Below are 24,569 nucleotides of genomic sequence, written 5' to 3'. Positions count from 1 at the left end.
GCCGTTCACCCCGATTCCCATGGCCGGCCGCCGCCCGCGGCCGGCCTGTTCCTGGGGCGGAGGCGCTACCGTCGCCGCCGGCTCGTCAGGTAGGAGAGGGCCTTGGCGAAGGCGGCGTCGTGGCCCCCGTTCAGTTCCTCGTCGCTGAGGACGCCGGGAACGGACAGGTGGGGCGGGATGCCCGTGACGTCGAAGGTGGTCCCGTCGCGGGTCAGGAAACGTTCGTTGGGCAGAGCGAAGCTCCACCCGTTGGGCAGCCTCCGCCACAGGAAGTCGGAGAAGGCTCCCTGCGTGTTCTCCCCGATGCGCTCGGGCCGGGGCGTCCGTCCCATCATGGCCTGGGTGAAGGTCTCGCCCGCGCTGATGGTCAGGCTGCTGGTGAGCATGGCGATGGGGCCCGTGTACACCGGGCCGGTCGCCGGCCGTACGGGTACCGGCTGGGGGCGGGTGAACCCGGGCGGATCGCCGGGGGTGTTGCGGGCCTGCTTGGCGTACGCCTGGTACGGCCTGCCGGTGAGCCTGGAGGCGAGCCGCAGGCCGAGTGCGTCGTAGCCGCCCAGATTGACGCGGACGTCGATGATGAGACCGCGCAGCCGGCCGGGCCCCGAGGTGCGGGACACGGTGAAGATCTCGTCGAGCGCCCGGTCCAGCTCGGCCGCGTTGGGCTCGTAGCCGCCGTCGGCGTAGCCGTCGAACGCGCCCAGCCGCAGGTAGCCCAGGCCGTCCGGGAGGTCGGCGTACCCGATCACGCCTCGTCCCCACTGTTGCAGGGGCTTGCGGGTGTCGTTCTTCTCGACGAACTCCCGGACGCGTTCGTTGAAGGCGATGAAGGCCGGCACCCCGTCCAATTGCCTGGTGCCCGGACGCAACGGTCTGGCGAACTGCCTGCCGCCCGCGATGAGCGCGGTGTGCGCGTCGCCGAGCTCCTTGAGGATGTCGCGCAGGACGGCGAACAGCTCCTCGTCCCCGCTGTCCGGACCGATCCTGGACCGGTACCGGTCCCGTACGGCTCGCCAGTCGACGCCCTTGGTGGCGAAGAACGGGTAGTTCTCGGCGAAGGTCGTCCAGAAGACGTCGAACACCTTCACCGGATCAGCGGGCGTCGGGGTGGCACAGGCCCCGGGCAGGCGGGGCAGCCTCCGCAGGCCGATGGCGCCGACGCTGCCCGCATACCGTAGCCGCGCCCGGCCTGGCCCCCGCGTCTGGACGACGATCCGCCGGCCGCCCTCCTGGGCCGTGAAGGACGCCGAGTCGCGCGTGCGCGCCGTCTGTTCCGCCGAGAGCACCCCACGCAGGCAGCTGATCGCCGTCGTGTCGTAGGTGATGAGCCGCCCCTGGCCGATGCCGAAGACGGTGCCGTACCCGTCGGCCCGCCAGAGGCCGTCCAGCGGCTGCCGTCCGGCGGCGGCGTCCGCGGGCGGTGTGGCGACCTGTCCCGCCACGGCGACGCCCAGCGCGGCCAGTACGGCGGCCAGTCGCCGGAGCGTCCGTCCGCGCCCCCTCTTTCCGCTGTCGGTGCCGAGATCGTTGTTGTCGTTCATGGGGTCCGACGCTAGGCAGCGTGCCCGGCCGGGCACGTCACACCACGGAGCCGTCCATACCGGTCATACCTTCTGGCCATCCGGCCGGCGCGTCATACCCAGGTGGGAGGCCCGAAGTCGGCTCTGGGGCTGATCCGTCCGCGAAGGCCGGCGGCTACGGTGATGGCATGTCGCGCGCCTTCACCACGGCCCCGGCCCCGGCCGGACCGGCGGTCCTGTCCGCGCTCCGGTTCGCGAGGGTGCGGGCCGGAGCGCCCTGGGTGGTCGCCTGCTTCATGTTCGCCATGAACGCGGGGATGCTCGCCACCGTCTACGACGCTCCGGTCGAGCTGACGGTGGCGCTCGCGGCGGCCTGCGCGGCTCCGGTGACGATCTGCGGGCGCCGGCCGGTGACCGCCTGGCTGCTGCTCTACACCGGGATGCTGGTCACGCCGCTGCTGGTCGCGCCGCCGCCGGCGAACAATCCATGGCCGTGGCTGCCGATGCCCGTGGTCGCCTATCTGATCGTGCTGTTCGTGCTGGCGCAGCACCGGCCGCGATGGATGCTGGCGGCCGTGTGGGCGCTGTCCATCCTCGGCGCGCTGGCGGACGTGTCACTGGTGCCCATGTCGTCCACGGACCGGGCCGTGGCGCTGCAGCTCGTGGCGGCCGTCGTGCCGGTGCCGTTGATCGTCGGCGACAACGTGCGCTGGCGCCGCCGGGCCCGGGCGCGGGTCGCCGAGCAGGAACAGGTCAGCGCGGCCGAACGGGCCCGGCGCGAGCTGCTGGAGGAACGGACCAGGATCGCCAGGGAGATGCACGACGTGGTGGCGCACCACATGTCGGTGATCGCCGTACAGGCCGCCAGCGCGGCGCGCAGGCTCGGCGGGGTGCCCGCCGGCGCCGAGCGGGAGTTCGACTCCATCGGGGCGGCGGCCCGGCAGTCACTGGCCGAGATGCGGCGCCTGCTGGGCGTGCTGCGCAGCGACGACGCGCTGCCGCCGCGCGAGCCGCTGCCGGGTCTCGACCAGTTGGGCGTGCTGGTGGAGAGTGCCAGGCGGGCCGGCGCACCCGTCGAGCTGACGGTGAGTGGCCTGCCCGCGCACATACCCCCCGGCATGGAGCTGCCGGTCTACCGGATCGTGCAGGAGGCGCTCAGCAACGTGATCCGGCACGCGCCGGGCGCCGCCACGGCCGTGGCGGTCACCGGGAACGGGTCCGGACTGCGGGTCGTGGTCGAGAACGCGCCGCCCGCGGGCGCGGGGCTCGCGCTCGCCGAGCCCGCGGGCACCGGTCACGGGCTGGCCGGGATGCGAGAACGGGCCGCCATGGTGGGCGGTGTCCTGCTGACCGGGCCGACGCCGCGGGGCGGGTTCCGGGTCGAGCTGACGTTACCCCTGGTGCAGGCCGGACACGAGAAGGAGCACCCATGACGATCCGGGTGCTCGTCGCCGACGACCACGCGATGGTCCGGGCGGGCTTCGGCGCCCTGCTGGCCGCCGAACCGGACATCGAGGTCGTCGGCGACGCGGCCGACGGTGAGCAGGCGGTGAACCGGTCAAGGCGGCTGCGGCCCGACGTCGTCCTCATGGACGTCCGCATGCCCGGCATGGACGGCCTGCGGGCGGCCCGGCTGCTCCTGGCGCCGCCCGGCGGCCAGTACAGGCCGCGTGTGGTGATGCTGACCACCTTCGACCTGGACGACTACGTCTACGAGGCGCTGCGCGCAGGCGCCAGCGGGTTCCTGCTGAAGGAGGCGCCGCCCGCGGACCTGGTCTCGGCCGTACGGGTGGTGGCGGCCGGCGACGCCCTGCTCGCCCCCTCGGTGACCCGGCGTCTCATCGAGGAGATCGCCCGGTGCCGGCCCGCGTTGCCTGGCGCCGCCCCCCTGGTGCAGTCGCTGACCGAGCGGGAGTCCGAGGTGCTTGTGCACGTGGCCCGCGGCCTGTCCAACGCCGAGATCGCCGCGGCCCTGATCGTCGCCGAGCAGACGGTCAAGACGCACATCGGCCGCATCCTGGCCAAGCTCGATCTCCGCGACCGCGCCCAGGCGATCGTCTTCGCCTACGAGAGCGGCCTCGTCGTACCCCGCTCCGACCTCCCGGCGCACGGGAACTGGAGAACGCCGACTTGAGAGGGCGGTGAGAAGTCGGCACACGCGCGCCTGCCCCATTTTGAACGTCCAGACCGAGCCCCGTCTGGCGCAGGCGTCCGCCGGCGGCTGCCCGAGATCGGGAGCAGTCGTACCTGCCCATCCGCCGCGGCCACGGCCTTTATCGGCGTTTTCGCTGGTCGTCGGGTATGCGTCGGACGTTCGGCACATGCTCCGGAAGTGACTGGCCCCCGGACTTTTCGCCGGACCACTTTGCACCTGTGCCGCCCGCGTTCCCCCGTGAAGGATTTCGGGCCGGCGCGGTAAGTACAGGTGACCGCATACGCCAGGAAAGGTCGGTATGCATGACAATCCCTCGCGAAGCAGTCGAGGTCGACGACGCGCTCCTCATCGAGAGATCGCTGAACGAACCCGAGATCTTCGCCACGTTGTTCGACCGGCACGCGCCGCTCCTGCACCGTTACGTCGCCAGACGATTGGGCCCCAGCGAGGCGGAGGACGTCGTCGCCGACACCTTTCTGGCCGCCTTCCAGCACCGCGGCGGCTACGACAGGAATCGTGCCGATGCCCGACCGTGGCTGTACGGCATCGCCTCCAACCTGATCGGCCGACGGCGGCGTACCGAGATGAGCCTCTACCGCGCGTACGTGCGCAGCGGCGTGCATCCGGCGGAGCTGTCCGGCTCCCGGGTCGAGGACGAGGTCAACACCCTGGCCGTCAACCGCCCGCTGGCGCTGGCCCTGATGGAGCTCGCGCCGGCCGATCGCGACGTGCTGCTGCTCGTCGCCTGGGCCGAACTGAGCTACCAGGAGGTGGCCGACGCGCTGGCCATCCCGCCGGGAACCGTCGCCTCGCGACTCAACCGGGCCCGTCTTCAGATCCGGCAAGCCCTGAGCAAAGAAGGAGAACGCCGATGGACGCCCTGAAAGCCATGTGGCAGACCGTTCCCCCCGCCACCCCGGACGAACTCGCCGGCGCACGGCAGCGACTGCTCCGCGGGATGCACCCCCGGCGACGCGTCGTCACCGGCCCTCGGCTGCTGGTCGCGGCCGGAGTCGCGGCGGCGATCACCATCACACCGTTGGTCGCCGGGACCGGGCCCGCCGCCCATGCGGTGACCAGGGGCCCGGACGGCACGGTCGAGGTCACCGTCAACGAGCTGCGTGATCCCGCGGGCCTGGAGGCCAAGCTCGACGCGGTGGGCATCAAGGCCGACGTGACCTTCCTGGCCCCGGCCACGCGGTGCGCGGGCCCGCGATTCACCGGCGTGGACCGCGCCTACGGCGGGGAACCCGCCTCCGACGCGGGCGAGCTGCGTTCACTGGTGGAAGAGTCGCGATCGTACAAGGCGACCCGGGTGAAGTCCGTCCGGACGATCCAGATCTTCCCGCAGTACATCAAACCGGACGAGACGCTCGTGGTGGAGTTCCGCGACAACGGGAACCCGGAAGTGCCCTGGCAGCTCGGCGCCTGGCTGGCCGAGGCGGGCACCCCCGTGAAGCCGTGCACGCCCGTCGCGGGCGCCCAGTGAAGGCCGCCGCGGCCAGCTCACCACCGCTCCACCCCCGCATGCTCTGACCTGTGGGAAGCGGCAGGCGGGGTGGACGGCAGCCGGCCGAGGTGGATGGCGGCGTGCCAGTACGCCGGGTTCCCGGGCACGGTCCACGCCCTCTGCACCACCGCACCGAGCCCGGGCGCGTCCCAGGACTCCGCGCCGTACCGGCTCAGGTCCGTCAGGATCGCGTCATGCACCGCCCCGAACCGGTGCAGGAGCAGCGAGGCCGGGAGGTGCCGGCCCGCCTCCACGCCGCCGATGTTCAGCGCCTGCCCGACGGCGGGGTCCTCCCAGCGTGGGTCGAGGCTCCAGTGCGACCGGCCGGCGGCGGCCTCTGTCAGCACCGCCAGGTTGATCTCGTCCCACATCAGGACGTGCGCGATGAGGTCGTGCAAGGAACGGCAGAAGTCGCCGAGCGGGCCGGAATCCACCAGATGGTCGGCGTCGAGCTGCTGCTCGGTGAGGCCGGTGACGCGAGCGAGGAGGATGTCCCGATCGGCGCGCAGGCGGCCGATCGCCTCTTCCGGAGACAGGATCGTCATGGTGGTGCTCCCTCGATGAAGTGGTTGGGAGGGACTTCAGCACCACCGCGGCCGTCCGGCCAGCGGACTGACGAATGCGATCAATCGTGCTCAGCGCAGCAGCAGCGACAGCACGTCCTTGCCCAGCTCCTCCATGACGTCGGCGGCGAGCCGGTACCGCACGAACCGTCCCTGACGGGCCGTGGTGGCCAGTCCCGCCGCGGCCAGGGCGCGCAGGTGCCGGTTCACCTGGGTCGGGTCGACGTTCCACAACATCGCGATCTCGCCGGCCGTCCGCGGTTCGGTGGCGATCGCCCGAGCGACCTCCAGGCGGCCCTGGTGGGCGAGGGCCTCCAGCCGTCGCCGCACCACGGCGGCGGAGGGCACGGGGAGGCCGGCGTCGACGGGATGGAGGAGAAGGAGCGGCCGGCCGGGAACGTCGGCCACGTACAGGTGGGGACGGATGAAGGTGCTGGGCGCGACGACCAGCCCGCGCCGGGACACGTCATGACGGGCGGCCTGGATCTTGGCGATGCGGACGGCCACCCCGGCCGGGGCGAGCTCCATCGCGGGATCGAGAGCGGCGAGCGCGGGCCCGGGCCCGTGCCGGGAGGCCAGGTCGGCGAAGCGTCGTGCCCGCCCGGCCAGCACCGGCCGGATCCGGGTCCACTCGGCCTCGAACCACTCCTGCCGGCTGCGACGCAGGAACGACAGGAAATCCGCGACCGCGTCCTGCGGACGCCTGACGAGCGCTTCGACGCGGGCCGCCACCGCCGGATCTCGCGCGCGCGACCACTGGAGCGCGACCTGCCGGTCGCCCGAGGGAGCGATCGGCCGCAGCAACTGACCTGCCAGCTCCTGGACGGGCATGGCACGCAGGTGTTCGAGCCGGTCGTCGAAGCTCTCCGCCGGGGGCTCGGGGGTGACGAACGGCGTCGCTCTGATGGCCTGCGCCGTCCACCACCACGATCGGGTCCAGGCCGCCAGGTCAGGGCTCATCGCCGTGAGGATCTTCGCCGCCCAGTCCTCCAGGCCGTGGTGACCGGGGTCGCGCAGGACGTGCAGCGCCGAGCCGAACTCGGTCATCGCCGATACCGCCGGCAGCAGGGACCCCGCCTGCATGCACCGGTCGAGGCCAGTGATCACTGTGGGCATGGAACCGATCCCATCATCCCCGCGGCCGAAGCCGGTACGCCGGGACAGAGGCGCGGCTCAGGCCCTGCGCAGGCCGGCGAACTGCAGGCCGGTGAAGCCCGCCACCACCACCGCCTGGACGATCACGTAGGCGGTGCCCAGACCGGTCAGCGGGAACCACCCGGCGATCAGCGTCTCCACACTGGCGATCACCCATGCCACGTTGACCACCATCACCGCGACCACCGCCGCCCTGTTCACCACCGGACGGGCGGCAAGGCGGAGCAGGGAGGCGGCGAAGGCCACCAGGAACACGCCGGCCGGCACGAGGAGGGCGGCGGGCAGGCCGAACATCGAGCCGAAGATCGCGGCGACGGCCAGGAAGACGAGCCCGTTGGCGCCCGACCCGACGGCGTCCTGCTTGAGCGCGAAACGCAGCAACGTGGCCTCGGCCTTGGACCCGGCGGCGGTGGTGGGCGCGGCGGCAAGGGCAGCCATGATCAGATCCTTTCGTCGGTGCGGGATGCCGTCATCCCTGCTGCCGTCGAAACTACGCAGGCCGGTGGCGCGCCGAATCTGTCATCGTGACGGTAGTGCCAGGTCACGGTCATTGCTCACCGCTCCCACCCGGAAGAGGCACATGTCCGTACCGCTAGATTTTCGGCCATGTTGTATGGGCGGGCTGCGGAGCAGGCGCAGGTGGACCGGCTGCTGACGGACGCCCGGTCCGGACGCAGTGGCGTGCTGGTGGTGCGCGGGCAACCGGGCATCGGGAAGTCCGCCTTGCTCAGCCACCTGACCGAGCGCGCCGCGGGGGTCCGGGTGCTGCACGGGGTCGGCATCGAGTCGGAGGCGGAGCTGCCGTACGCCGCCCTGCACCTGCTCCTGCGCTCCGAGCTCGACCGGATCGACGCGCTGCCCGAACCGCAGGCGGCGGCGCTGCGGGGCGCGCTGGGGATGGGCGCGACCGCTCCGGTGAACCGGTTCCTCGTCGGGCTCGCCCTGCTCAGCCTGCTGGCCGAGATCGCCGGCGACGGGCCGCTGCTCTGCCTGGTCGACGACGCGCAGTGGTTCGACCGGGCTTCCGCCGACGCCCTGATGTTCGTGGCGCGACGGCTGGACGCGGAGGGCGTCGCGCTGGTGTTCGCGGGCCGGGAGGAGTTCGACCCGCAAGGGCTGCCCGAGTTGTGGCTGGACGGCGTGGACCGTGAGGCGGCCGTCGCGCTGCTGACCGAGTCGGCCGGGGATCTGGCGCCGAAGGTGCGTGACCGCGTCCTGGCGGAGGCGGGCGGCAATCCGCTCGCGCTCCTCGAACTGCCGTCCGCGTTCACCGCGGAGCAGCAGGCCGGGCAGCCGAACCCGTTCACCGCGATCCCCGTCGCCGGACGGGTGCAGGAGGCGTTCCGGCAGCAGATCAGGGCGCTGCCCGGCACGGCGCAGACGCTGCTCGCGGTGCTCGCCGCCGACGACACGGGCGACCTCGGGATCGTGCTGCGCGCCGCGGAGTCCTTCTCCGCCCGGCTGGCGGATCTGGAGGCGGCGGAGCAGGCCAAGCTGATCGCGGTGAACGGCGCCACGGTGACTTTCAGGCACCCGCTCATCAGGGCCGCCGCCTACCGGAACGCGCCGTTGACGTCCCGGCTGGCCGTGCATCGCGCGCTCGCCGAGGTGCTCGACGGCGGCGAGCACGCCGACCGCCGGGCCTGGCATCTGGCCGCGGCGACGACCACGCCCGACGAGGACGTGGCGGGCGAGCTGGAGTCGGCCGCGGAGCGGGCGCGCACGCGTTCGGGCTATGCGGCCATGGCCGCGGCCTACGAACGGGCCGCCGAGCTCACCCCCGACACCGCCAGGCGGTCGGTACGGCTGGCCGCCGCGGCCGTGGCGGCCAGCGACGCGGGACAACTGGCCCGTGCGGGCGCACTGGCCGGACGGGCCAGTGAGGAGATCAGGAACCCGCTGGCCCTCGCCCACCTGATCCAGGTGCGCGCCCATCGGGAGTTCGAGCAGGGCAGCCCCGCCACGGCCGGTGACCTCATCATCGCCGGCGCGGAGCGGGTCGCCCCGCTCGACGCGGAACGGGCGGCCTACCTGCTCGTGGAGGCGATGCGGTGCGCGTGGTACGCCGGTGACCCGGGCCTGGCGGCGCAGGCGGCGAAGCTGCTCAGGGCGCTGCCCGAGGTGGGGTCTCCGCTGGTGAGCGGCGCGCTCGGGCTGTCCGCGCTGGCCAACGGCGAGCTGTCGGACGCCGTCCCGCTCATGCGGGGGCTGGTGCTCGCTCCCGATCTGTCCGGGCTTCAGGTGCCGGGGCTGACCTTCGTGGCCCAGCTGTGTGCGCCGATCGGGCGCTACGGCCTGGCCGAGGCCATGGCGGCGCGCGTCGAGGCCGAGTGCAGGGCCCACGACATGGGCGGCTGGCTGACCGTCGCGGTGGAGATCCGGACGGAGGCGCAGATGTTGCTCGGCAGGTATCGCGAGGCGGCGTCCCGGCTGGAGGAGAGCATCGCGGTGGTCAGCGACCTGGGGCAGTGGAACGGAGCCGTCGTGCTCGCCGCGCTGCTCGCGGTGACGCGCGGCGAACTGGGCGACGAGCTCGGTTGCCGGACGACGGCCACGACCGCGGTGGAACAGGCGAGAGCGCGCGGGCTCCGTACGGCCGAGGCGATGGCCCTGGCCGGGCTCGGGCGGCTGGAGCTGGCGCTGGGCCGTCCGGAGGCGTCGCTGAGGATGCTGGAGAGGATCTCGCCCGCCAACGCGCCGGTGTCCGTCTTCTCCGCCCCCGACCGGATCGAGGCCGCGGTCAGGGCCAAGGAGCCCGAGCTGGCGGGCGAGCCGCTGGCGTACTACCTGGACTGGGCGGCCGGTGTCGGCGTGCCGTCCGCCGATGCGATCGCGCTGCGCTGCCGCGCCCTCGTCGAGGACGACGAGCACCTGTACGAGCAGGCCGTCCGGGCGCACGAACAGGGCGAGCAGCCGCACGAGCAGGCCCGCACGCGGCTGCTCTACGGCGAGTGGCTGCGGCGGGCGCGCAGGCGCGCCGCCGCCCGCGCCCAGTTGCGCGCCGCGCTGGAGACCTTCGACCGGCTCGGCATGGCGCTCTGGGCCGAGCGGGCCCGCGCGGAGCTGCGCGCCACCGGCGACGTGCCCGCGGCCCCACGCCGGCCGGACGACCCGCTCAGCGTCCTCACGGCGCAGGAGAGACAGGTGGTACGGCTGGCCGCCACCGGCGCGTCCAACCGTGACATCGCGGCCCAGCTGTACCTCAGCCCGCGCACCGTCGGCTACCACCTCTACAAGGCCTTCCCCAAGCTCGGGATCTCGTCGCGGGCGGAGCTGGCCGCGATCGTCGCCTGAGCGTCGAGGTGCGCGAAGCGATTACCTGGGCGGATATCCGGATCCTTATGGTTCGGGGTCTCATATCGCTATTGGACGTCCCGCTGCCGCCTCTGGTCTCCTGGTCGCGCTCAGGAAGACCCGGATCGAGATCGGGGAGTCGGGATGAGAGACGTTCCTTACGGAGAGCTGCGCACCAGGCTCGGCGCCTCCGTGCTGGCGACCTCCACGGCGATGGCGGCCGTCGTCGGACTGGCGGGGACGGCGGGGGCCGACACGCGCTCGGCGTCCGCCGTCGCCGCCGCGCGGCCGGAGAGCGGCACGGCCGGCGTCAGGAAGCAACTGCGCGCGCTGGAGGACTCCTACCAGGGACGCATCGGGGCCTACGCGATCGACACCGGCACCGGGAAGACCGTCTCCTACCGCGGCGGCGAACGATTCGCCGCCGCCTCCACCTTCAAGGCCATCCTGTGCGGCGCCATCCTGAACAAGGCCCGCACGACCGATCCCGGCCTGCTGGACCGCACGCTGCACTGGACGGCCAAGGACGTGGTCGCGAACTCGCCGATCAGCGGACTGCCGGAGAACGTCAAGAACGGCATGACCGCGGACCGGCTGTGCCACGCGGCCGTCACCGCCAGCGACAACACCGCGGCGAACGTGCTGCTCAAGCAGATCGGCGGACCCGCGGGGCTGACCCGCTACTACCGCTCGCTCGGGGACCCGGTCGGGCGGCTCGACCGCTGGGAGCCGGAGCTCAACGACTGGAAGCCGGGCGAGAAGCGCGACACCGTCAAGCCCGCGTTCATGGCCCGCGACCTGCAGAAGCTCAGCCTGGGCGGCGCGCTCGTCCCCGAGGACCGGCAGCGACTGAACGACTGGCTGCGGGCCGGCGTCACCGGCGCCGAGCGCATCCGGGCCGGGGTGCCGCGGGACTGGATCGTCGGCGACAAGACCGGGGGCGGCACCGGCGCGTACGCGCCGGGCAACGACATCGCCGTCGCCTGGCCGCCCTCCGGCGCGCCGGTGATCATCGCGATCTACACCAATCGCACCGACCCGGCCGCGACCATGGACAACAGCGTGATCGCCAAGACGGCCACCGTGCTGGTCCGCGGGCTCGGCCTCGCCAAGTAGGGCGAATGTGGCTGGTCGGGTCGGGCCGGCCCGGTAGTGACGACCTGGGGTAATTGCCTCGCGCAGGAGCCGTCCCGTGCTCTACCGTCGCGGCCATGACGTCATGCGATGCGTCCGAAGGCTTCCGGACCGCTCCCGATGGTGCCGGGCTGGTGATCCGGCGAGAGACCGCTGACGATCAGCGGGATGTGCGGGAGGTTCACACGCGCGCCTTCGGTGACGGCGAACGGGTTCCCGGGCTCGTGGAGGCGCTTCGCGTTGCGGAGGCCGCGCTGGCGCCGATGTCCTTCGTCGCCACCGTTGACGACCGGGTTGTCGGACATGTCCTGCTGAGCGCGACCCGGTTGGACGCTCCGCGCCGGATCGTGGACGTCCTGTCCCTGTCGCCGCTGGGCGTGCTCCCGGAGTTCCAGCGTCAGGGGATCGGCACCCGGCTCATCGCGTACGCCCTCGACGCGGCCGACAGCCAGGGGGTGCCGTTGGTGTTCCTGGAGGGTTCGCCGCGTTACTACGGCACGCGCGGCTTCGAGGGTGCCTGCGCGGCGGGCTTCCGTTCGCCGTCGCTGCGCATCCCTGAAGCCGCGTTCCAGGTCGCCCGGTTGTCCGCTCACGAGCCGTGGATGACGGGCACGTTCGTCTACTCGGAGCCCTTCTGGGCCTTCGACTGCGTCGGCCTGCGCGACCCCGAGAGCTGAGGGCCCGGTCGAAGCCGAACGGAATCCGGCGCGGGTGTCGCAGGCAACCTTGTGCGGCGCTCACGCGTATGGGGTGGGGACAGCACTTCCCGACCTCTGGAGGAAAGACATGAAGCTCGCGACCGCACGGGTCCGGCCGCTGATCGCCGTCGGCACCGGCCTGGCCGCCGTGGGCGTCGCCGCCCTGCTGGGCCTGCCGAGCGTGGCGGAGGCATCGCAGACACAGCTCGCGGCCGCCGCGTCGGCTCCGGCGGAAGGCGCCTACTGGCATACGCGGGTGCTGACCCAGCGCACCGGTCCCCGCCAGATGGGCGGCGGCGCGAATCGCTACTGGGTGGTGGAGCAGGCGCTCACCGAGGAATGGACGGCACCTGACGGCAAGGCGTGGCTCGGGTACCGGAACGCGGGGGCGTACCCGAAGAGCGCGGCGGACCGGAAGGCGTGGCGTCGCGACGGTTCGCCGTCCAAGTGGACCCGCACGGCCGACGGCCAGGTCGTGAAGCTGTCGACCGAGCCGGACAAGGGGCACGTCGGGCCCGTACGCGGCAGGAACGACAAGTTCTTCCTGGCCGGGCAGTGGCTGACGTACGACGAGGTCCAGCGACTGCCCGCGGACCCGGCCGGCTTGAAGTCCTGGCTCTCCGAGGCCGCGCGGGTCTCACGGGTCAAGCAGGACGACGTGGACCAGTTCGTCACCGGGGCGCTGCCGGAGATGCTCCATCAGCTTCCGGCGCCCAAGAACGTCCGCGCCGCGGCCTACCAGGTCCTGCAGACGATGCCCGCCGTCCGTTCGCAGGGACAGTCCAAGGACGGCATGGGCAGAGCCGGCGCGGCGCTGTCGATCGACCACCCGAAGGTCGTGCAGAAGAACGGACTGACGATCAAGGAGCAGACCGGCCTGATCGTGGACACCGGCACGATGCTTCTGCTGTCCAGGACCCGGACGACCGCGATCAGCGGCAAGCTGTCCCTCAACGAGGCCACGACCGACACCATGATCGAGACGGGCTGGACCGACAACCCGCCGGCCGTGCCCGCCTTGCCGTAGCGGCGTCACGGCGGCGGGGCCGCGCCGGGCCTGGGCTCATGGGAGGCGGCAGGTCCGGGCGGCGCGGGCCTTCAGGAGCCGCGGCGCAGCTCCAGGAGGCCCTCGGCGATCCTTCCGACGCCCTCGGCGATCACGTGTTCGTCGGCGGTGAGGCTGATCCGGAAGCACCGCCTGGCGTGGGACGCGGCCGTGGCGTCCGACGCCGGGGTCGCGAAGAAGTGGCGGCCGGGGACGACGAAGACCTTCTTGGTCTTCAACAGCCGGTACAGGGCCATGTCGTCGAACCAGTCGTGATCGATCCACAACCAGCAGAACATGCCGCCCTCTCCGGCGTGCAGCCGCCAGGTGACGGACTCGGGCAGGAGGTCGGCCAGCAGGCGCTCGGCGTACAGGCGGCGGGCTCGGTAGAACGGGTTGATCACCGTGGCGGCGAGCCGGTCCAGCAGCCCCGACGACAGCGCCCTGGCCGCCACCCGCTGCATGAGCTGCGGCGCGTGCAGGACGGAGTTGGCCATGAACGACACCATCGCCCGGATGTACCGGGACGGCCCGATCGCGAATCCGACGCGTTCGGCGGGCATGCCCGCCTTGGACAGGGTGAAGCAGTTGATCAGGTGGTCGTCCCACTGCGGGGCCACCCGGGAGGCGGCGACGCGGGGGAAGGGGGCGCCGTAGGCGTGGTCGACGATCAGCGGCACGTCGTGGCGCCGGGCCAGGCCGACCAGCCGGGCGAGCTCGTCGCCGTCGATGCTGCGGCCGGTCGGGTTGCTGGGGCTGGACAGCAGGAGCATGCCGACCTCGGGACATCGTTCCACCGCCTCGAAGTCGAAGGCGTAGCGGAAGGACCTGTCGCCGGTCAGCTCGATCTCGGGGGCGATGCCGGTCACGCCGTCGGGGTCCGTGGACAGGCCCAGGTAGCCGGCGTAGTCGGGGGTCATGGGCAGGACCACGCGCTGGAACGAGCCGTCGGCGGTCTGGCCGGAGAACAGCGCGGTGGCGATGAAGAAGAGCATCTGGCTGCCCGGTCCCACCACGACGTTGTCGGCCGTGATGCCCCAGCCGTACCGGGCGTTGAAGGAGGTGACGATCTCCTCGACCAGGGTGGGCATGCCGCGCGAGGGCCCGTAGCGGCTGCTGGTCGCGGCGAAGTCCTCTGCCACGACGGTCGCGGTCAGGTCCCTCCAGGCGTCGATGACCTCCTTGATCTGGGCGGGGTTGCCGATGCTCAGGTTCAGCCAGTCGGACGCGCCCGAGGCGGTGGAGGTCGCGACGTCCTCCATGATGCTCCGCAGGCCCGACATGTCAGACATCTTCTGGCCGCTCCGCGATAACTTCATTCTTGCGTGTCCCTTCTCGGATCTGGCCCGCCGCCGGCACACACCCGCGGTTTGTCGTGATCAAGCGAGTCCACCTCATTAGTCGTCGCCGCACAAGACGGTGACGACGTGCGCCGGCACGGGCGGAGCGCGCCGCCGGGCGTCCTGCACCAAGATCCAGGTCGCGGGGCGGAGAGCCGCGCCTGCGAGAAGGGATCGCCGGGATCAGGGCCGGGGCTCGTACGGGTCGGCGGCCGCGGCGGCCCAGTACTCGCCGATGCTCTCCTCCATCAGGCGGGCGGCGAACACGGCGTCGTCCGCGCTCTGGCCGCGCCGCAGGCCGTGCTCGGCCACCGCCAGCGCCTGCCGTTCGAGCTCGTCGGACTGCCCGCCGCCGTAGTAGACGACGAACTCCTCCGGCACGTCGAGCCCGGTCTTGGACAGGCGGGCGAGCATCTCGTCGCTGTCGGGGAAGTAGCGGACCATGTCCCAGTACAGGGCGAGCGCGGCGTCGGCCTGGGTACCGAGGAAGCCTAGCCAGCCCCACGTCCCGGCCACCTGATAGGCGGCGGGGTCGGCCGGCCAGCGGTGCAGGCGTTCCTCGTCGAGGTCCAGGGCGGCCATCACCTTGCGCAGTTTGGGCCGGGCACGGTGGATCAGGCCGAGCATGCCGTCGAAGAACTCGACCGCGAGCGGGTGCGGGTCGCGGGCGATCAGCGTGGCGAACGCCGTGATCTCGGCGGGGTGGCACTTGTGGGTCACGCCCACGAGCTGCCTGACGTGGTCCATCGTGAGCGTCCCGGCGTCCATGCGTTCGAGGAACCGGTTGCGGACGGGGTTGTCGTCCCGCATCTGCCGCAGCCGCCGTACGGCCTGGCCGGCCAGGGGGGTCTGCTCGAAGTCGGTGTACATGGTTCTCCCCTCGTCGATGGGACGTGCGTCCGCCTCCCTCCTGCCAACCCGGCCTGACATGCGGCTGATCGTGCTGTGACAGGGCTCTGACGTGCGCGGCGGTCGCCGTGTGCCCCCGTGGCGGGCCGGGTAGGGGCGGCGCCCGGCCCGCGGATTCCCGCGAGCAGGCGATCGGACGAGCAAGCCGGCGCGATCACGCGAGCAGACGCTCACGCGACCACCTGACCAGTCGAACGGGAGCTCCCAGTGACACGACGACCGCAGGAAGGGATCGAGGCGTTCCTGGCAGAAGTGGGCGGCGACGCCTCGCCGGGACCGCATGAGACGACCGTGGAACGGCCGATCCCCGTTCCGCCGGACGCGGCGCGGGAGCCGGCGGTCCTCCTCGTGGCGGGCCTCGCCGCCCTGCTGTCCCTGTACGGCGCGGACGGCGGCGTGCGGCTCGCCCTGCACCGCCCCGGCGACGGCCCGCCCCGGACGGTCGAGGTGCGGGTCGGGGTGGACGTCCCGTTCTCCCGGCTGTGCCGGGAGGTGTCGGAGTGCCCCGCCCTCTCCCCGCCGCCCGACACCCTCACCGTACGGACGACCGGCCCCGGCCGGACCGCATCGGGCCCGCTGCACGTGCGCCTGGCCCTGGAGGACGGACGGCCACGGGCCTGGCTGGGCGTGTCCGGCCCCCGCCCGGCCACGGAACGCGTCGGACAGCTGACCGGCCACCTGGGCGCGCTGCTGGACACGGTGGCCGGATCGCCGGACCGGCGGCTGGGCGACCTCGACCTCGTGAACCGCCCGGATCCGGCCCCGGCGGCGCGGGCGGCGTCCGGCGCGACCGTCCACGACCTCGTCCGGGCACAGGCCGAGGCTCGGCCGGACGCGGTGGCGATCGTCGGGGACGGCGAGCGCGTCACGTACGGCGAGCTGTGGCGGCGGGCCACCCGGATCGCGGGCGGTCTGACCGCAGCGGGGGTCCGGCCGGGAGATCCCGTCGCGCTCAGGCTGCCGCCAGCTCCCGCCACCGTGGAGGCCATCCTCGGCACGCTCCTGGCGGGCGCCTGGTACGTCCCGATCGATCCCCGCCATCCCGAATCCCGGGCCTCGTTCATCCTCCAGGACAGCCGCAGCCGGCTCCTGGTCGAGGAGACCCCGTCCGGCGGGAACAGCGCCGTCACGCTCGACGCCCTCCCAGCGGCGGCCGGGCCGTCCGGCGACGGCCCGCTGCCTGAGCACCCGGGGTCGTCGCCCGCCTACTGCCTGTACACCTCGGGCACGACGGGGCGGCCGAAGGGCGTCCTGGTCACCCATGCCAACGTGGTGTCCCGGATCTCGGGCCCGCAATTCCCCTTCGACTTCTCACCGCGCGACGTATGGGCGCAGTTCCACTCCTGCGCCTTCGACATGTCGGTCTGGGAGATCTTCTGCTGCCTGGCCACCGGCGGCCGGCTGGTCGTCATGCCGGACGGGGACGTCCAGAACCCCTGGGCGCTGCGCGAGACGCTGCTGCGCGAGCGCGTCACCGTCCTCAACCAGACGCCGTCGGCCTTCGCCCGGCTGGTCGCCGTGGACGACGCCGCCCCCAAGCCGCTGCCGGACCTGAGGTACGTGCTGTTCGGCGGCGAGCGGCTGGACCCGCCCCGGTTGCGCGCCTGGCGCCGCCGCCATCAGGGCGTCCGGCTGGTCAACCTGTACGGGATCACCGAGGCCACCATCCACGCCACGGCCCACGAGGTGACCGCCGAGGACTGCGAACGGGACGTCAGCCCGATCGGCCACCCCCTCCCGCACACCAGCGTGCACCTGGTGGACCCGCGTACGGGACGGCGGCTCGTCCCGGAGGGCGCGACCGGCGAGATGTGGCTCGGCGGAGCGGGCGTCGCCGCGGGGTACCTGCGCCGGCCGGAGCTCGACCGGGAACGGTTCGTGCGGGACGCGTTCGGCGCGGACGTGCTCCTGCGGACCGGCGACCTGGCCCGCCGCGGCCCCGACGGCGGCCTGCTCTACCTGCGCCGCATGGACGACCAGTTCCAGTGGCACGGCTACCGGATCGAACCGGGCGAGATCGCCGCCAGGCTCCGCGAGCATCCCGGCGTCGGCGACGCGGCCGTGCTGCTGGAGGGCGGCTCCGAGGGCAGGATCGCGGCCTACCTGGTGCTCTCGGACGCGCCGCCGACGCCCGACGAGCTGGCCCGCCACCTGGCCGAACGGCTGCCGCCGTACATGATCCCGCACGCCTACGCCACCGTGCCCGGCCTGCCCCTGACCGTCAACGGCAAGCTCGACGTCGAGGCGCTCGCCGAGAACGCCGCCGACCTGCGCAAGACGGGCGCGGACGAGGCGCCGGCCTCGGCCACCCAGCGGCAGATCCACCTGGCCGACCGCCTGCTGCCCGGCTCCTACCAGGAAACCGTCGCCTGGCGGGCGGCCGGGCGGCTGGACGACGGCGCGCTGCGCCGGGCCGCGGCCGAGCTGACCGGGCGGCACGAGGTCCTCCGCACCCGCTTCCGCTCCGGCGAGCACGGGCTGCGCCAGCTCGTCGGCGAACCCTGGCAACCGGACGTGGACGTGCGGGAGATCCGGGCGCGGGAGGTGTCCGCGGACGACGTCGCGCGGTGGGTGGCCGGGGCTCCCGCTCTGGACCCGGCCGCGGGACGGCTGCTGCACCTGGCCGTCCTGCGACCCACCGCCGGGGACGACGTGCTGGTGCTGCGCCAGCACCACCTGGTCACCGACGGGGGCTCGGTGCGCGTCCTCATGCGCGACCTCGGCCGCTGCTACGCGGCCGCGCTGGCGGGCGGCGCACCGCCGCCGTGGGAGGGGCCGCAGTTCCGCGACGTCGCGGCGGCCGAACTCGCCGGGGACGACGAGGCCGCGCTCGCCCGTGCCGAACGGCGTCTGGCCGGCGCGCCGAGCACGATCCTGCGGCCGTCCGCACATCCCGGCGAGGAGCCCGTCACGGTTCCGCTGCCGCCGGTGCGGGGTGAGGAACTGCGCGCCGCCGGGCGGCGGCTGCGGGCCACCCCGTTCACGGTGGTGGCCGGTGCCGTGGCCGCCGCTCTGCACCGCTGGACCGGGCGCGACGACGTCACCTTCGGCGTGCCCGCCGAGAACCGGGCCGACCCCGCGCTCGCCCAGGCCGTCGGGCCGTGCGTCAACCTGGTGGTCCTGCGTTCCCGCACCGGGCCGGCCGGCACGCCGGACGAGCTGATCGCCGTCCTGCGCGACCAGATCGCCGAAGCCGTCGACGACCAGCGCGTGCCCTACGAGCGGGTCGTGGCCCGGCTGCGACCGGCCCGGCGGCTGGACGCGGCCCCGTTCTGCGAGGTCCTGCTCGCCTTCGAGACCGGCGACGCCGGCGAGCCGGCCGAGCTGGGCGGGCGCCCGTTGACCAGGATGCGCTTCCCGGAGACCCGGCCGCACGCCGCCCACCCCGTCATGATCACGGCCTGGGCGGACGCCGACGGCGGCCTGGACGGGACGATCACCTGCCGTGGCGGCCTGCTGGACGAAGGCGACGCGGCCCGCCTGGCGCGGCTCGTCGCCGCGGCCCTGGACGACCTCGCCCGGGGCCGGGCCACTCCTCTGAGGCCCGGCGGCCCGCCGGCGGCCGCCCCGCCGCGGGCGGACGCGGGAGGCGCCGGCCGCCCGGGCGGGCCGACGGCGGCGCTGGAGGAGCACGTCCTGGGCGTGTGGCGCGAGGTGTTGCGCCGGCCGCGGATCGGCGTGGACGACAACTTCTTCGAGGCCGGCGGCGACTCCGGCCTGCTCACCCGCGTCCAGGTGCGGCTGGAGGACGAGCTCGGCGCCGAGGTGCCCGTGACGGTGTTCTTCGCCTGCCCGACCGTGCGCTCCCTCGCCGCCCGCCTGGCCGCGGACGGCGTGGCGGCGGCCGTCGAAGGAGGCGGGCATGCCTGACCTGATCGCCATCGTGGGCATGGCCTGCCGCTTCCCCGGCGCGGCTGACGTGCGGCAGTTCTGGCACAACCTGCGCACCGGCGCCGACACGATCGAGCGCCGCCCGAGCCCGCGCGGCGGCGCGGACCCGTCCGGCGAGGGGTTCGTCGCGGCGTACGGCGTCATGCCGGGCGCGGCCCTGTTCGACTGGCGCTACTTCGGCTACAGCCGGGCCGAGGCCGCGTCCGTGGATCCGCAGCAGCGGGTGTTCCTGGAGACGGCCTCGCTCGCGCTCGACGACGCCGCCCTCGACCCGGCCCGCTTCGACGGCGCGATCGGCGTCTTCGGCGGCTGCGACCCTCCCCTGGTCAAGGACGGCGCTCCGGAGACCGCCTGGGACAAGGACATGCTGGCCACCCGGGTCGCCTACAAACTCGGCCTGCGCGGACCCGCGATCACGGTGCAGTCGGCCTGCTCGACCTCGCTGCTGGCCGTGCACCTGGCGTGCCGGAGCCTGCGTGACGGCGAGTGCGACGTGGCGCTGGCCGGGGGCGTGCGCATCGGCGTCCATCCGGAGGGCGGCTACCGGCACGCCGAGGGCGACGTGCTCTCGCCCGACGGCTACTGCCGGCCCTTCGACGCCGGGGCCCGCGGCACCGTGCCCGCCGACGGCGTGGGCGTCGTGGTGCTGAGGCGGCTGGCGGACGCCCTGCGCGAGCGGCACGAGATCGTCGCGGTCGTCCGCGGGTCGGCGGTCAACAACGACGGCGCCCGCAAGGTGGGCTTCACCGCTCCGTCCGTGCAGGGGCAGCGGGACGTGACGGCGCGCGCCCTCGACGCGGCGGGCGTCGATCCGGCCGAGGTGTCCTACGTCGAGGCGCACGGCACCGGGACCCGGCTCGGCGACCCCGTCGAGGTGGCGGCCCTGACCCAGGCGTTCCGCGCGCACACCGGGCGGACCGGGTTCTGCGGCCTCGGCTCGGTCAAGGGCAACATCGGGCACGCGGGCGCGGCGAGCGGCGTCGCGGGCCTCATCAAGACCGCGCTGATGCTCCGGCACGAGGAGATCGTCCCGAGCGTGCACTTCGAGCGCCCCAACCCGGACCTGGGCCTGGACGGCGGTCCCTTCCACGTCGCGACGGAGCGGCGGCCGTGGCCCGGCCCCGCGCTGGCCGGGGTGAGCTCGCTCGGCATGGGCGGGACCAACGTCCACGTCGTGCTCGCCTCGCCGCCGGCGCTGACGGCGGGCCCGCCCCGTCCTGGGCCGCGGGTGCTGTGCCTGTCGGCGCACAGCGGGCCATCCCTGTCCGCCTACCGCAAGGACCTCGCCGACCGGCTCGGCGCCGCCGACGCCCCCTCGTTGCCGGACGCCGCCCGCACGCTGAGCCTCGGCCGCCGCGAACTGCCCCTGCGGCGGGCGGTGGTGGCCGAGACGCCGGAGGCGGCCGCCCGCGAGCTGGCCAGGGAGACCACTCCGCTGCGGGCGCGGGACGCCGGCCGGGTCGCGCTGCTGTTTCCCGGCCAGGGCGGTCCGCGGGCCGGCGGCGCCGCCGAGGCGCTGCGGGCCTGCCTGCCTGCCGTGCGGGAGGCCGGCGCGCGCGCCCGGTCCGTCCTCGCGAAGCGGCTCGGGCTCGACCCGGACGTCCTGGACCGGGACGGCGACGACACGCTCGTCCAGCAGGTGAACCTGTTCGTGCTCGGCTACGGGATCGCGCGCCAGCTCATGGACTGGGGCCTGCGGCCGGTCGCCGCGCTGGGCGCCAGCCTGGGCGAGTACACCGCGGTGGCCGCCGCCGGGCTGTGGACGTTCGAGGACGCCCTGGTGCTGGTGGCGGAGCGCGCGACCGCGATGCGCGCCTGCCCGCCCGGCCGGATGCTGGCCGTCGATCTGCCGCTCGACCGGGTGGCGGAGGCGGTGCCCGGGTTCGGGCGGGACACCAGCCTGTCGGTGGCGGTCGAGGACGTCGGCCGTACGGTCCTGGCCGGCCCGCGCGAACGCGTCGAGCGGCTGCGCGCGGAGCTGGCGGCGGCTGGAGTGGCCCACGCGCCGCTGCGGACGGGCCACGCCTTCCATTCCCCGTCCATGCGCGCGGCCGCCGACGCGCTGTCGCGGGCCGTCGCCAGGACGCCCGTGCGGGGCGGCCTCGACTTCACCGTGCTGTCCGGCCTCACCGGCGAGCCCCTGGACGCGGGGACCGCGGCCGATCCCGGCTACTGGGTGGCGCAGCTGTGCGGCACCGTCCGGATGCGCGCCTGCGCGGGCAAGCTGCTGTCCGGCCCGGCCGAGCTGTTCGCCGAGCTGGGCGCGGGGACCGCGACGACGGCCTCCCTGCGGCGCCATCCGTTCTGGAACGCCGATCTCGCGGCCGTCGCCCTCCCCGGCCGCCACGGCACGGACAGGACCGGCGTGCTGGACGCGCTGGGCTACCTGTGGGCCCACGGCACCCCCGTGAACTGGCCGGACGTGGACGCCCCCGACCAGGACGCCCCCACCGGGGACGACCCCGACCAAGACCACCCCGACCGGGACGACGCCGGGGCCTGGCGACGACGCCCGCTCCCGGCTCCGCCGTTCGACCCGGTCACGCCGGACGACGCCGCCGTCCTCCCGCCGCCCCCGACCTCCCACGACCGGCCGGACGCCTCCCGCACGTCTTTGGAGGACCTGTGGCGGGACGCGCTCGGCGTGGACGCGGTGTCCCCCGAGGACGACTTCTACCGGCTGGGCGGCGAGTCCCTGGGCCTGGTCCGGCTGGCCGCCGCCGCGCGGGAACGGCTGGGGGCCGAGATCCCGGTCGGCGTCCTCGCCGACCGCCCCACCTTCGGCCACCTGCTCGACCTCGCCGAACGCCGCACCTTCGGGCATCTGCTCGACCTCGCCGACCGGCCCTCCGCCGGCGACGGGCCGGACGCCGAGCCCACGCTCCTCGCCCGGGGCCCGTCGCCCGACCCGATCTTCCTGGTGCCGCCCGCGTCGGGCAGCTCGCTCGCCTACCGGCCGCTGGCCGGCGCCCTGACCGGCCGGACCTGCCTCGCCTTCGACACCCCCGGGCTCGTCGCCGGGACCCGACACCCCGGCACGGTCGAGGCCCTGGCCGCCGGCCACGTACGACAGCTCCGGCGGGTACGGCCGGACGGGCGGCCCGTCGTCCTGCTCGGCTGGTCGATGGGGGCGGTCGTGGCCCACGAGATGGCCAGGCAACTGACCGGGGACGGCGACCCGGTCGCCCTCCTGATCTGCGTGGACGGGCATCCGCCACCAGGACCCGGCATCCCCGTGGGCGCCCACCCCCGCCACCTGGCCGACGCGCTGAGCCACCTGCGCCACCTGCGCCGTGCCCGCCGCAGCCCCGGCGGAGCCGCCACCGGGACCGCCACCGGAGCCGCCACCGAGGCCGGGCGGCGCATCGCCGGGCTCGTCGAGGCGTCCGGCGACGGTTTCGACCTCGCGGGGGTCTACCGCCGCAACCTGCGCGCGCTCCTCCTCCACCGCCCCCGCCCGGTGCCCTGCCCGGCGATCGTCCTGCGGGCCGGCGCCTCGCCGCGCCGCTGCCGGTGGCTGGAACGGCGACTCTCGTCCCTGTACCCGGCCGGAGTACGGGTGCGGCCGATCCCCGGGGACCACTGGAGCGTGCTGACCGACGAGGGAGCCGCCGCGATCGCCCACGCCGTGCAGGACGTCCTGCCCCCGACCACCCGAGAGGTGAGCCGCCCATGAACGTGACCGTGCCCGACATGGTGTCGCGGATCGCCGCCGCCCATCCCGGCCGCGTCGCGATCGAGGACGACCGCGGCGGCCTCACGTACGGCGAGCTGCTCAGACGCGCCGTCAGCGGCGCCGCGGCCCTGGATCGGGCAGGACCGCCGGGCGCGCCGGTCTGCGTGCGCCTGCCGCGGGGGCGCGACTTCGTGGTCGCCGCGCTGGCGGCCATGTTGTCCGGCCGCCCGTACGCGCCCATGGACGCGGCGCTCCCCCGGCGGCGGCAACGGGCCCTGCTCGACCAGATGGGGCCGGGCACGATCCTGGTGTCCGGCCGCTCCGGCCGCACGCCCGGTGAGCTCGACCGGGGCGGGACGGAGTTCCGGCGGGCCTGGGCCCGGGCCGCCTACATCGTGCACACCTCGGGGACCACCGGGACGCCCAAGGGGGTCCTGGTCGGCCACGAGAGCCTCGCCAACCTGGTCTCCTGGCACCACCGCACCTACCGGACGGGCCCGCGCACCCGCCAGCTGCACACCGCCGGCCTGGGATTCGACGCGGCCGTGTGGGAGATCTGGCCCTGCCTGTGCGCCGGGGGCACGCTCGTGGTGGCCCCCGACGAGGTGCGGGTCTCGCCCGTGGGGCTGGTCGAGTTCGGCCGCGAGCGGGCGATCGACATCCTGTTCGCCCCCACGCCGCTCGCCGAGATGATCGTCGAGCTGGACGCCGACGACGACATCCCCTGGCGCACGATGCTCACCGGCGGTGACGCGCTGCGCCTGCGCCGGCTCCCCCGGGGCTGGAACCTGGTCAACCACTACGGGCCCGCCGAGGCGACCGTCTGCGCCACCTGGCACCCCGTCGGACGGGTGCCGGACTCCGGCCTGCCGCCCATCGGCCGGCCGATCGACGGCGCCCGCGTCGTCCTGGTTGACCCGCGGGGACGGCCCGTGCGAGCCGGGAGCACCGGGGAGGTCCACATCGGCGGCACGGTGCTCGCGCTCGGCTACCATCGCAGGCCCGAGGAGACCGCCCGCCGCTTCGTCACCCTGCCCGGCCTTCCCGGCCGCTGGTACCGGACGGGCGACCTGGCCGCCGCGAACGCCCGCGGCGAGCTGGAGTTCCAGGGGCGGATGGACGACGGCCAGCTCCAGGTGCGCGGCGTACGCGTCGAGGCCGCCGAGATCGAGGCCGCGTTGCTGCGCCATCCGCGCGTCCGACAGGCGGCCGTCGCCACCGTCGGCGACACGCGGGCCCTCGGCGCGCTCGTCGTGGTGTCCGGGCCGTGCCCCACCGTGGGGGAACTGCGGCGCTTCATGTCGGCGGACCTGCCGGAGAGCGCCATCCCCACCCGGGTCGTGCCCGGCCCGAGGATCCCGTTGACGCCCAACGGCAAGATCGACCGGCCCGGCGTGCGGCGCCGGCTGGCGCAGGAGCAGAAGAGGAGCGGGCGATGACCATCCCCCTGACCGGCATGGTGGAGATCTGGCGTGAGGTCCTCATGGTGGACGACGTCGGCCCCCGATCCGACTTCTTCGACCTCGGCGGTCACTCGCTGGCGGCCACCCGCATCGTCCAGCGGGTCGAGGAGGTGTGCGGCGTCCGTCTTCCGGTGTCCGCCGTCCAGGACCATCCGACGCCCGAGGCCCTGACCGCCCTCGTCGCCGGCCCGCCGGGCGCGGGCCGGGGTTAGGGAT

General features: G+C 74.0%; 18 protein-coding genes. 12 read left to right on the top strand and 6 right to left on the bottom strand.

All coding sequences use genetic code 11. From position 1 onward, the window contains the following. Nucleotides 1-65: 65 nt before the first annotated feature. A complete protein-coding gene (locus tag ACFYUV_RS34795; RefSeq protein WP_387676234.1) occupies nucleotides 66-1,541 on the bottom strand; it encodes a S41 family peptidase in 1,476 nt (491 codons plus the stop codon). Nucleotides 1,542-1,708: 167 nt separating this feature from the next. Between ACFYUV_RS34795 and ACFYUV_RS34790 the strand changes: the two genes are divergently transcribed. The 4 genes from ACFYUV_RS34790 to ACFYUV_RS34775 all read left to right on the top strand — a co-directional run bounded on the left by ACFYUV_RS34790 (nucleotide 1,709) and on the right by ACFYUV_RS34775 (nucleotide 5,164). Further along, on the top strand, nucleotides 1,709-2,953 hold the full coding sequence (locus tag ACFYUV_RS34790; protein WP_387676230.1) for a sensor histidine kinase: 1,245 nt from the start codon (nucleotides 1,709-1,711) through the stop codon (nucleotides 2,951-2,953). After that, the gene (locus tag ACFYUV_RS34785) at nucleotides 2,950-3,654 is read left to right on the top strand and encodes a response regulator (protein WP_387676227.1); all 705 of its coding nucleotides are present in this window, start codon (nucleotides 2,950-2,952) and stop codon (nucleotides 3,652-3,654) included. The genes ACFYUV_RS34790 and ACFYUV_RS34785 overlap by 4 nt, the downstream gene beginning before the upstream one ends. A gap of 323 nt (nucleotides 3,655-3,977) precedes the next feature. Next, nucleotides 3,978-4,559: an RNA polymerase sigma factor gene (locus tag ACFYUV_RS34780; protein WP_387676224.1), complete on the top strand. Its 582-nt coding sequence runs from the start codon at nucleotides 3,978-3,980 to the stop codon at nucleotides 4,557-4,559. Further along, nucleotides 4,547-5,164 (top strand): hypothetical protein, encoded by a 618-nt coding sequence (locus ACFYUV_RS34775; RefSeq protein WP_387676221.1) that lies wholly within the window; start codon nucleotides 4,547-4,549, stop codon nucleotides 5,162-5,164. The genes ACFYUV_RS34780 and ACFYUV_RS34775 overlap by 13 nt, the downstream gene beginning before the upstream one ends. A gap of 17 nt (nucleotides 5,165-5,181) precedes the next feature. On the opposite strand, the gene ACFYUV_RS34770 is transcribed toward ACFYUV_RS34775, so the two are convergent. The 3 genes from ACFYUV_RS34770 to ACFYUV_RS34760 form a co-directional block, all read right to left on the bottom strand. Beyond that, nucleotides 5,182-5,730 carry a hypothetical protein gene (locus ACFYUV_RS34770; RefSeq protein WP_387676218.1) on the bottom strand — a complete coding sequence of 183 codons (549 nt, stop codon included), beginning with the start codon at nucleotides 5,728-5,730 and terminating at the stop codon, nucleotides 5,182-5,184. Nucleotides 5,731-5,820: 90 nt separating this feature from the next. Then, nucleotides 5,821-6,864, bottom strand: coding sequence for a DUF5937 family protein (locus ACFYUV_RS34765; RefSeq protein WP_387676215.1), 1,044 nt, complete (start codon nucleotides 6,862-6,864; stop codon nucleotides 5,821-5,823). A 57-nt stretch (nucleotides 6,865-6,921) separates the two neighbouring features. Next, nucleotides 6,922-7,341: a hypothetical protein gene (locus tag ACFYUV_RS34760; RefSeq protein WP_387676212.1), complete on the bottom strand. Its 420-nt coding sequence runs from the start codon at nucleotides 7,339-7,341 to the stop codon at nucleotides 6,922-6,924. A 168-nt stretch (nucleotides 7,342-7,509) separates the two neighbouring features. On the opposite strand from ACFYUV_RS34760, the gene ACFYUV_RS34755 reads away from it, so the two are divergent. From ACFYUV_RS34755 to ACFYUV_RS34740, 4 genes are all read left to right on the top strand, one after another. After that, a complete protein-coding gene (locus ACFYUV_RS34755) occupies nucleotides 7,510-10,197 on the top strand; it encodes an ATP-binding protein (protein WP_387676209.1) in 2,688 nt (895 codons plus the stop codon). 144 nt (nucleotides 10,198-10,341) lie between these two features. Further along, nucleotides 10,342-11,313, top strand: coding sequence for a class A beta-lactamase (bla, locus tag ACFYUV_RS34750; RefSeq protein WP_387676206.1), 972 nt, complete (start codon nucleotides 10,342-10,344; stop codon nucleotides 11,311-11,313). Between the two features lie 95 nt (nucleotides 11,314-11,408). Then, nucleotides 11,409-12,008 carry a GNAT family N-acetyltransferase gene (locus tag ACFYUV_RS34745; protein ID WP_387676203.1) on the top strand — a complete coding sequence of 200 codons (600 nt, stop codon included), beginning with the start codon at nucleotides 11,409-11,411 and terminating at the stop codon, nucleotides 12,006-12,008. Between the two features lie 109 nt (nucleotides 12,009-12,117). Then, nucleotides 12,118-13,056, top strand: a complete 939-nt coding sequence (locus ACFYUV_RS34740) for a hypothetical protein (RefSeq protein WP_387676200.1) — start codon at nucleotides 12,118-12,120, stop codon at nucleotides 13,054-13,056. A gap of 71 nt (nucleotides 13,057-13,127) precedes the next feature. Here the strand turns inward: ACFYUV_RS34740 and ACFYUV_RS34735 are convergent, their stop codons facing one another. Together ACFYUV_RS34735 and ACFYUV_RS34730 are read right to left on the bottom strand one after the other, a co-directional pair. Beyond that, nucleotides 13,128-14,393 carry a valine--pyruvate transaminase gene (locus tag ACFYUV_RS34735; protein WP_387676197.1) on the bottom strand — a complete coding sequence of 422 codons (1,266 nt, stop codon included), beginning with the start codon at nucleotides 14,391-14,393 and terminating at the stop codon, nucleotides 13,128-13,130. Between the two features lie 204 nt (nucleotides 14,394-14,597). Continuing rightward, nucleotides 14,598-15,284, bottom strand: coding sequence for a hypothetical protein (locus tag ACFYUV_RS34730; RefSeq protein WP_387676195.1), 687 nt, complete (start codon nucleotides 15,282-15,284; stop codon nucleotides 14,598-14,600). 246 nt (nucleotides 15,285-15,530) lie between these two features. On the opposite strand from ACFYUV_RS34730, the gene ACFYUV_RS34725 reads away from it, so the two are divergent. From ACFYUV_RS34725 to ACFYUV_RS34710, 4 genes are read left to right on the top strand one after another with little or no spacing between them, the layout of a single operon-like run. Further along, nucleotides 15,531-19,193 (top strand): amino acid adenylation domain-containing protein, encoded by a 3,663-nt coding sequence (locus ACFYUV_RS34725; protein ID WP_387676192.1) that lies wholly within the window; start codon nucleotides 15,531-15,533, stop codon nucleotides 19,191-19,193. After that, entirely contained in the window at nucleotides 19,186-22,890 is a 3,705-nt protein-coding gene (locus ACFYUV_RS34720; protein WP_387676189.1) for a type I polyketide synthase, read from the top strand. Before ACFYUV_RS34725 ends, ACFYUV_RS34720 begins: the two co-directional genes overlap by 8 nt. Beyond that, entirely contained in the window at nucleotides 22,887-24,329 is a 1,443-nt protein-coding gene (locus ACFYUV_RS34715) for an amino acid adenylation domain-containing protein (protein ID WP_387676186.1), read from the top strand. The genes ACFYUV_RS34720 and ACFYUV_RS34715 overlap by 4 nt, the downstream gene beginning before the upstream one ends. Beyond that, nucleotides 24,326-24,565, top strand: a complete 240-nt coding sequence (locus ACFYUV_RS34710; protein ID WP_387676183.1) for an acyl carrier protein — start codon at nucleotides 24,326-24,328, stop codon at nucleotides 24,563-24,565. The genes ACFYUV_RS34715 and ACFYUV_RS34710 overlap by 4 nt, the downstream gene beginning before the upstream one ends. Nucleotides 24,566-24,569 lie beyond the last annotated feature (4 nt).

This window comes from Nonomuraea sp. NPDC003560, from assembly GCF_042878785.1.
Lineage (GTDB): Bacteria > Actinomycetota > Actinomycetes > Streptosporangiales > Streptosporangiaceae > Nonomuraea.
The sequence above is the reverse complement of the archived record's forward strand: the minus strand, read 5'-3'. Positions and strand labels throughout refer to the sequence as shown.